Genomic DNA, 8,221 nt, shown 5'->3' with positions numbered 1-8,221 from the left:
CGGCGGGGATGTACACTATTTTATATTTTATTCAAATTTCCACATTTAGGAATAATTAGTGATTAAATTTTAAAATTTAATTTTTTCTTGACCCATGAATACATACATATTTATGCTAATATATGTATAGTAAATTATTTTTGTTATGTCACATAAATGTTATTGACTTTTTTGTTCCAGTATGCCATTGTTTTGTAAAAATTCCAGCAGCTAACAATCCATAACCATTGCATTATAGTTTTTTTGTTCACCATTCTTACTATTTCACCGTTTACGGAGTTTTCATATGGCAGATTCAAAAGCTAGCCCCCAGTTTATTAGAAAACGGGATGGCAGGATAGTTCCTTTTTATATAGAAAAGATCACAGAAGCAATATTCAAGGCTGCCCGTGCTGTTGGTGGCACTGACAGAAATACTGCAGCTCAAATTGCTGAATCGGTTGTTGATATATTGTCCTTATTATATAAAGGTGAGCATATTCCAACAGTTGAAAATGTTCAGGATTTAGTTGAAAAGATGCTCATAGAGAAAGGGCATGCAAAAGTTGCAAAAGCTTATATTCTGTACCGTGAGCAGCACCGCAAAATACGCGAAGGAAAAAGCCTTTTAAATGAAGGCATTCAGCTTATTGAAGATTACCTTGACAGATCAGACTGGCGTGTGAACGAAAACAGCAATATGAGTTATTCTTTGCAGGGTTTAAACAATCATATCGCATCTGCAGTAACCGCTAAATACTGGCTTGAACGAATTTATCCTCCCGAAATCAGGGATGCACATGTTAACTGTGATATGCATTTACATGATTTAGGGTTGCTTTCTGCATACTGCGTTGGGTGGGATTTGCGTGACCTTTTATTAACCGGTTTTGGTGGTGTTCCCGGCAAAGTTGAAAGCAGACCTGCAAAACATTTCAGAAGTGCATTGGGACAGATAGTTAATTTTTTCTATACCCTGCAGGGTGAATCTGCCGGTGCTCAGGCATTTGCAAACTTTGATACGTATCTTGCTCCATTCATACGCTACGATAACTTGGATTATGCAGGCGTAAAACAGTGCCTACAGGAATTTATCTTCAACATGAATATACCTACCCGTGTAGGATTCCAGACCCCATTTACCAATGTAACACTTGACCTTACTGTTCCCCACTCCATAGCTGATGAACATGTGATCATTGGTGGACAATTCATGGACGAAACATATGCACAATTTCAAAAAGAGATGGATATCTTCAATACCGCCTTTGCCGAATGCATGCTTGAAGGAGATGCCCGCCACAGAATTTTTACATTTCCCATACCTACATACAATATTTCAAAAGATTTTGACTGGGACAATCCATCTTTAAACCTGCTATGGGAAATTACTGCAAAATATGGCATACCCTATTTTGCAAACTTTGTTAACTCCGACATGGATCCAGATGATGCACGTTCCATGTGCTGCCGCCTGCGACTTGATAACAGGGAATTACGCAAGCGGGGTGGCGGTCTTTTTGGTGCAAATCCACTAACTGGAAGTATTGGTGTTGTAACTATAAATATGCCACGTTTAGGGTATCTTGCCAAAACGAAAGATGAATTTTTTGATAACTTATCTCATTTAATGGATTTAGCTCGGAATTCATTAGAAATTAAGCGTAAAGTTCTGGAAAACTTTACTGCTAATAATCTTTATCCCTATACTAAATTCTATCTTCGTGATGTATATAAACGATTCAAAAAATACTGGGTTAACCATTTCTCAACGATTGGTCTTGTTGGGATGAACGAAGCCTGCCTTAATCTTTTAGGTCAGGACATAACAACTGAAGAAGGTAAAGAGTTCACTGCTCAGGTACTGGATTTTATGCGGGATAAAATTACCGCCTATCAGCATGAAACAGGCAATTTATACAATTTAGAAGCAACACCTGCTGAAGGAGTAAGCTACCGGTTTGCACGCCACGATAAAAACAGATTTCCTGACATCATAACATCCGGCAAAAACGAGCCATATTACACTAACTCTATTCATCCACCGGTAGGATTTGCTCACGATATATTTGATTTGCTTGACCATCAGGACCAACTGCAGTCAAAATTCACCGGGGGCACGGTAGTGCATTGCTTTATAGGTGAAAAGATTGATGATCCCCAGATGGTAAAACTTCTGGTTAAGACCATTGCCTATAACTACCATATACCATATTTTACCATTACGCCAACATTCAGTATTTGCCCCGTTCATGGGTATATACCGGGTAATCATAAATTCTGTCCGTATGAGCATACAAAAGAAGAACTTGAGATGTTTGGGATAGATGTCGAAATTGAAGATAGTAAGCCATTGCAGATTGAAGCACAGGTACAGCAGTAAGAAATTTATAATTTTGTTTATATTTAAATGGAGGTTTTATAATGCAAAAGCATCATGAAAAAAAGATACCTGTTGAAGTCTACTCAAGGGTTGTTGGGTATTTCAGGCCAGTGAACCAGTGGAATAAAGGGAAACAGGAAGAATTTCATGAAAGAAAAGAGTTTATGAAAGATGAATTATTTAAGGTAAATACACATGAATATTCGGGGTATTCAAAAAACCTCACTCATTGACTTCCCACAGGTTATCAGCACTGTCCTTTTTACCGGTGGATGCAATTTACGCTGTCTTTACTGCCATAATGCATCCCTGGCGTGCAATGATTGTAATTTACAACAATATTCAAACCATGAGGTGCTTGAATTTATACAAAAACGAAAGCACCTTATTGGTGGTGTTGTCATTACCGGTGGCGAACCAACACTTGCAAAGGGTATTATTCCTTTTTTAGGAAAGTTAAAAGAAACAGGCTTGAAAGTAAAATTGGACACTAACGGATTTCAGCCTAACGTGTTGAAAAAATTACTATTGCAAAAGCTTGTCGATTACGTAGCAATAGATATTAAAACATCACCTGAAAAATATCCAGTATTGACAAAAGCAAAACTCCCATTTGATTTAATCATTGAATCAATTGCACTACTCAAAGAACACCAAATATCTTTTGAACTCAGGACAACCTGTGTACCGGGATTTGTAACCATTGAAGATCTTCATAGTATAAAAGAGCGTGTGGGCAAAGTGATGTATTATTATCTGCAACAATTTCACAACCAGCACACACTGGATGAATCCCTCCATACAGTTAAACCCTATCCCAAAGATGTATTATATTCATTCCAGAAGTTTGTAAAAACATTTGCTACTTTCTGTGAAATCAGGGGAATATAAAAAATCTGTTGACATTACCTGATATCATTTTTTCTGTGTTATGTAATAACTTCAGGGAGGACAAATAATTTATGAGTAAGCAGTATAATCCACGCATTAAGCGTAAACGCGCAAAACGAAGACTTAAAAGAAAGAAAAAATTAATGGCAAAAAAGTTAGCTAAGTAGCATCACTTATTGTTTTGATTGTAGAATAATCTCATCACCAACAACAAGCAGAATATTATCAATATCAATTTTATCAGAAGAGGGATATGTGTCGTCACAGGTAAGCCATACCCCTTTTTCATTGGTAAGTGGTATATACAGCATTACCGTATCAAAGTATAATCCATTATCCTTATTTAACTTATCAGTAAATCTATTTGAACTTGAACAACCAAATGCAATATATGACATGATTCCATTTTTTGCCAGCATATACTGTGAATACAGTATTGCATCAAGCTGTGTGCCTTTTCCTGAGCTGGCAAATTGTAAAAGCGATGTACTTGTATATGGGTTGGGATTTATGGTATACTGTTTTAATTTTCCCATAAGCTCTGCTACCATTGCTTCAACAGTATTTCCATTTAATTCAGTATCAGTAACAAAATAATCGGCAATTTTAAACCGTGTACTCTCAACATTAATCCATTGAGTCAGGTTTTCAGATGTAAGTGCCATCACCATAAAATTCCTGTTAGTATGTGCCGATAGCTCATCGTCATTAAATCTGATGTGCTGTATACCATGCTCTTCTTTTGTAACTTGCCCCTTCATTTCTGTTACAAAAGTAAACTTATTCTGTGAATCCATAACAAGAATGTCCATGTCAAATTGTGATAAATTATAATTCTGCTGGATGCGTATTATTGGAATTTCCTTGTTTATAATAAATGATAATTCTATCAGAGCATAGCTGTTCGGGTTTTCTTCACAACATGCCTTAATTCCCTTTTGTTGTGAATTGTATATATAGTTTATTTTCTTTTTCTCAATCTTTCCGTTATCAGTAATCAGGTATAGTGTACATCCTGTTATTGTTACATCTTTACTAAAAGCATAATCATTTATCTGTGACAAACTACCAGTATAATACAGGTCATACACTGAACAATATACAGTAGTATTAATAATTCTTAATGCGTAACAAGAATACAGTAATCCAGAAGCTTTTCTTTGTATTGTTTCAAAAGCTAATCGTGAAAAAACAGTTTTACGCACATAATCATCAAAAGCATTCTTTAAATAATCACCATGCCATGGTATACCAGAAACTATCGCCTCATGCTTTTGTTGGTACATACTTCCATCAGAGCCTTCCAAATCAGCTATTGTTGCAAGTAATGCATATGCATGTGAATCAAAACCCTGGGCTATTCTTTTAAACAAGGCACTTTTTGCATCATTGTATCTCTTTAATGCTATGAGAGCATGAATATAATTATCAAAATATCTATTTGCATTAATGTGCTCAACAATAGATACTATCGATTCAAATTGCTCATTCTGCTCATAGCATTGTATCAATAAAGCTCTCACAGTATCATCTGGTTGTGGTATTGATTCTAATAAACTAATGGCTTTTGTAATGTCATGGTATGCTATAATTTTAGCAACAATATAGCCAAGATCATGACTGAAAGGGTACCGTTCAAGCAAAGTTTCAAGATTTGCTCTTTTACTCATCAGTACATCTTTTTCTCGATACAACAGGTAAATTAGTAAGGGCAGATAGTGCACCTGAGTAACATCTAAAGATTTCTTTTTATATATATAATCATAGTAGTTTTGCCATAATACCGATGTAAACTTTTCATTATTTTTCAATATACTGTGCATTACCAGTTCATGTCCTGGAAGCTTGTTTTTATATTTCATCAACAAAGATAAAAATCTGCAAGCTACAAACTCATTATATGATTGTAAAGCTTCTTTATAATATTTCAATGCTTCATGACTTTGCAGTGATTCATAAAAAAGTGCCAGCTCAAAAGTTGCATTATTGGAACGTTGTTTATTATACTGTGTAAGCAATTGATTTTCATATTCATAATATGATTCATACCATTGGACATCATGATAAAATAAATGTTCTGTATCAGGTAAATGTATAATCTGGTTAGTATCATCATAAAACTGTATCTTCAAGAACATGTTTTCAACAGGTTTATAATATAGTGCAACAGTAAAACCACCTTCAGATTCTATATGAAACATCCTAACCAACTTTTTTTTATCCGTCAGAGCATTAACACATATTTTTTTCCCGTTAATATAACAAACATAATCCATATTTGAATAAATCCTGAGTGTAACAGGTACACTGGATTTAAAAGACCCTCTGCAAAGGCCAGTAGCGTTATAGTCCTGAGTAAATTGCTCAACAGGGATAAACCCATTTTGATATTGGAATACACGTACCTTATTTTTGTCTGATAAAAAACAGGGGCTATTGGTGCATTGAAGGGCTGCAATGCTTTTTGGCATTTTTTCTTTGATATTATCGTATATATCCCATCGATTGCTACCCTTTGTGGTGTCTTTTTGGTTTAACGCATCTATTACGTTAACAATATCCTGAATATAAAGCCTTTCAGCATCTGTATTAGCACTTCTGATTAATTCTTTAAGTAACAACAATGTTTTACTGATTCCTGCAACTTGTTGTATATGATGAATATCTGCCAGAATTAATGCAGGATATGCTTTTCCTGATACTATTTCTTTTTCATACTGTTCTATTATACTGAGTGAATTACCGTTACAGTATATTTGCTTACTGTCTTCACTGATAACAGGCAGGGCTTTTACAGGAACTATCGCCACCAGTACAATAGCCGTTACTGTTACTAATTTATTCATACAGTTTCAACATCACTTCCCAATACAAAAGCGTGAAAAAATTGAATTCAGCACATCATCAACGGAAATTTCACCGGTAACCGCTTGTATTGTATCAATAACATTTTGAAGCGCTGATGCAATAATTTCATGGGGGCTGCAAACAATTATTTGATGAAGCGCTTCCTGTGCATATATCAGAGACTGTTCCAGTAACTGTATCATACGAATGTCAGCAATAAAGGAATTTTTATACTCAACATACTGTGACTTGATAAATTGATATACAGCATCCTCCAGTGAAGAAACACCATAGCCTGTTTTTGCAGAAAACACAACTCCTTTTTGCCCTATAGCATCCTGAATCATTGCTATTGATTCTTCCGGTGCAATATCAGCTTTATTAATGACTGGTATAAACGGCTTATTGCCAATTAATTTTATAATATGATCATCATCAGAAGTCAGTCCCGTTACTGCATCAATAATAAAAATTATGAGAGACACTTCATCTATCAGCCTGTAGCTGCGCTGCACACCTAAAAGTTCAATCCCATCTGCTTTTTCATGTATGCCAGCTGTATCAAGCAAGTTGCATTGAATACCTTTAATTGAAACCGATTCTTTGATGACGTCGCGGGTTGTTCCTGGCGTATCAGATACTATTGCCCGTTCATGATTGAGTATACAGTTTAGAAAGCTGGATTTTCCTGCGTTGGGTTTGCCTACAATTGCAATATCAATACCGTGTGAAAGATGCTGGCCAATCTTGCATCTATTAAGTATATCGTGTATTTTATTAATTATGGTGTGCATCCTTTGTTGTGCATTTTCAAACGATATAATCTCAATATCTTCATCCACAAAGTCAATAGCACATTCAATATCTGCCTTCAATTCAATGATGTGCTGTTTAATATCACTGATCGCATTTTTCAATGACCCATGCTTTTGCTGTATTGCGGTAGCTATCTCCCATTCACTGCGCGCAGCAATTATATGGTTTATTGCTTCAGCTTCAGTCAGGTCCATCTTGCCATGTAAAAATGCCCGTCGGGTAAACTCACCCGGTTCAGCTATACGCACATTGAGTGCAACAATACAATTCATTATTTTATTTACTATAATCGGATTGCCATGGCAGAATATCTCCACCATATCCTCGCCTGTGTAACTTTGTGGGCGTTTATAATAAATTACAATACAATCATCAATTTCTTCATTATTATCATGAATACTACCATAATATGCATATCGGGGAATAAATTCTTGTGTGTGCCGTTGTGCCTTGAATATAGAAGAAGCGACCCGTAATGAATCAGGGCCGCTTATCCGTATAATGGCTATTGGTGAATGTACCGGTGGAGTTGCCGGAGCACATATTGTATCATCCATCTGCATTACCGTTTTTCTACTGGCATAATTTTTACCTTTCGGTAAATGCCCTGTCCCTCACTCCTGGTAGTAACCTTTGAATCATTCTGCAATGTCAAATGTATAAGCCTGCGTTCAAATGGATTCATGGGCTCTAATGTCCATGGCTTGCCGGTTCGGGCAACTTTCAATGCAATTTCTTTAGATAATTTACGCAAAGCTTTTTCTCTTTTTGCCCTGTATGATTCAATATCAAGTATGATCTTTTTTTCAGAATTAGTCATTTTATTAACCAGAAGGTTAACCATAAACTGCAACGCCTCCAGCGTTTTTCCTTTTTTACCTATAATTAATCCCGAACTTGAGCTTTCCAGTTCAACATATACCTTATTTTCACTTTCCTTATAATCTTTAACCTTCGCTTCAACTTCCATCAACATCAAAATCTTTTCAATAATTTCCTTTGCCTGTTGGCCAATATCATCTTCCTGTTGTTGGTAATATACTCGAATTTTAGCAGGGCGTGATATGCCAAAACCAAAGATACCGCTTTTTCCTTCATCCAGCACTTCAATATTGATTTTGTTCATATCATTAATTTTTAATAATGATAAGGCTTTCTTCGTTGCTTCTTCAACAGTTTTCCCTTCAATATCTAACACCTTCATGTTCACGCCTCCTACGAAACTTTGATAATAATAGTTCAGTTGTTTGTATGGTGATGTTTCTCCCCTCCTTTACGTATCGATATTTTTTCTTACTACATTCG

Annotated in this window: 6 protein-coding genes; 3 read left to right on the top strand and 3 right to left on the bottom strand. The window is 35.7% G+C overall.

Going from position 1 to position 8,221, the window contains the following annotated elements:
• Positions 1 to 286: 286 nt before the first annotated feature.
• From AB1444_03315 to AB1444_03305, 3 genes are read left to right on the top strand one after another with little or no spacing between them, the layout of a single operon-like run.
• Positions 287 to 2,362 (top strand): ribonucleoside triphosphate reductase, encoded by a 2,076-nt coding sequence (locus AB1444_03315; protein ID MEW6525680.1) that lies wholly within the window; start codon positions 287 to 289, stop codon positions 2,360 to 2,362.
• 41 nt (positions 2,363 to 2,403) lie between these two features.
• The gene (gene nrdD / locus AB1444_03310; protein ID MEW6525679.1) at positions 2,404 to 2,595 is read left to right on the top strand and encodes an anaerobic ribonucleoside-triphosphate reductase; all 192 of its coding nucleotides are present in this window, start codon (positions 2,404 to 2,406) and stop codon (positions 2,593 to 2,595) included.
• The gene (locus tag AB1444_03305; GenBank protein ID MEW6525678.1) at positions 2,558 to 3,253 is read left to right on the top strand and encodes an anaerobic ribonucleoside-triphosphate reductase activating protein; all 696 of its coding nucleotides are present in this window, start codon (positions 2,558 to 2,560) and stop codon (positions 3,251 to 3,253) included. The genes nrdD and AB1444_03305 overlap by 38 nt, the downstream gene beginning before the upstream one ends.
• 173 nt (positions 3,254 to 3,426) lie before the next feature.
• Here the strand turns inward: AB1444_03305 and AB1444_03300 are convergent, their stop codons facing one another.
• Genes AB1444_03300 through jag form a run of 3 tightly spaced genes read right to left on the bottom strand, consistent with a single transcriptional unit; the run spans position 3,427 to position 8,120 of the window.
• Entirely contained in the window at positions 3,427 to 6,099 is a 2,673-nt protein-coding gene (locus tag AB1444_03300; GenBank protein MEW6525677.1) for a hypothetical protein, read from the bottom strand.
• 12 nt (positions 6,100 to 6,111) lie between these two features.
• Positions 6,112 to 7,473, bottom strand: coding sequence for a tRNA uridine-5-carboxymethylaminomethyl(34) synthesis GTPase MnmE (gene mnmE / locus AB1444_03295; protein MEW6525676.1), 1,362 nt, complete (start codon positions 7,471 to 7,473; stop codon positions 6,112 to 6,114).
• 5 nt (positions 7,474 to 7,478) lie between these two features.
• A complete protein-coding gene (gene jag / locus AB1444_03290; protein ID MEW6525675.1) occupies positions 7,479 to 8,120 on the bottom strand; it encodes an RNA-binding cell elongation regulator Jag/EloR in 642 nt (213 codons plus the stop codon).
• Between the last annotated feature and the right edge of the window lie 101 nt (positions 8,121 to 8,221).

The sequence above is a fragment of the Spirochaetota bacterium genome (assembly GCA_040756435.1).
Taxonomy (GTDB): Bacteria; Spirochaetota; UBA4802; order UBA4802; family UB4802; genus UBA4802.
This window is presented reverse-complemented; position numbering and strand designations above follow the sequence as displayed.

What these genes read in the sequence shown, in the direction of transcription:
- AB1444_03315 (MEW6525680.1), top strand. Translation starts at nt 287, where the DNA reads ATGGCAGATTCAAAAGCTAGCCCCCAGTTTATTAGAAAACGGGATGGC.
- nrdD (MEW6525679.1), top strand. Translation starts at nt 2,404, where the DNA reads ATGCAAAAGCATCATGAAAAAAAGATACCTGTTGAAGTCTACTCAAGG.
- AB1444_03305 (MEW6525678.1), top strand. Translation starts at nt 2,558, where the DNA reads ATGAATATTCGGGGTATTCAAAAAACCTCACTCATTGACTTCCCACAG.
- AB1444_03300 (MEW6525677.1), bottom strand. Translation starts at nt 6,099, where the DNA reads ATGAATAAATTAGTAACAGTAACGGCTATTGTACTGGTGGCGATAGTT.
- mnmE (MEW6525676.1), bottom strand. Translation starts at nt 7,473, where the DNA reads ATGGATGATACAATATGTGCTCCGGCAACTCCACCGGTACATTCACCA.
- jag (MEW6525675.1), bottom strand. Translation starts at nt 8,120, where the DNA reads ATGAAGGTGTTAGATATTGAAGGGAAAACTGTTGAAGAAGCAACGAAG.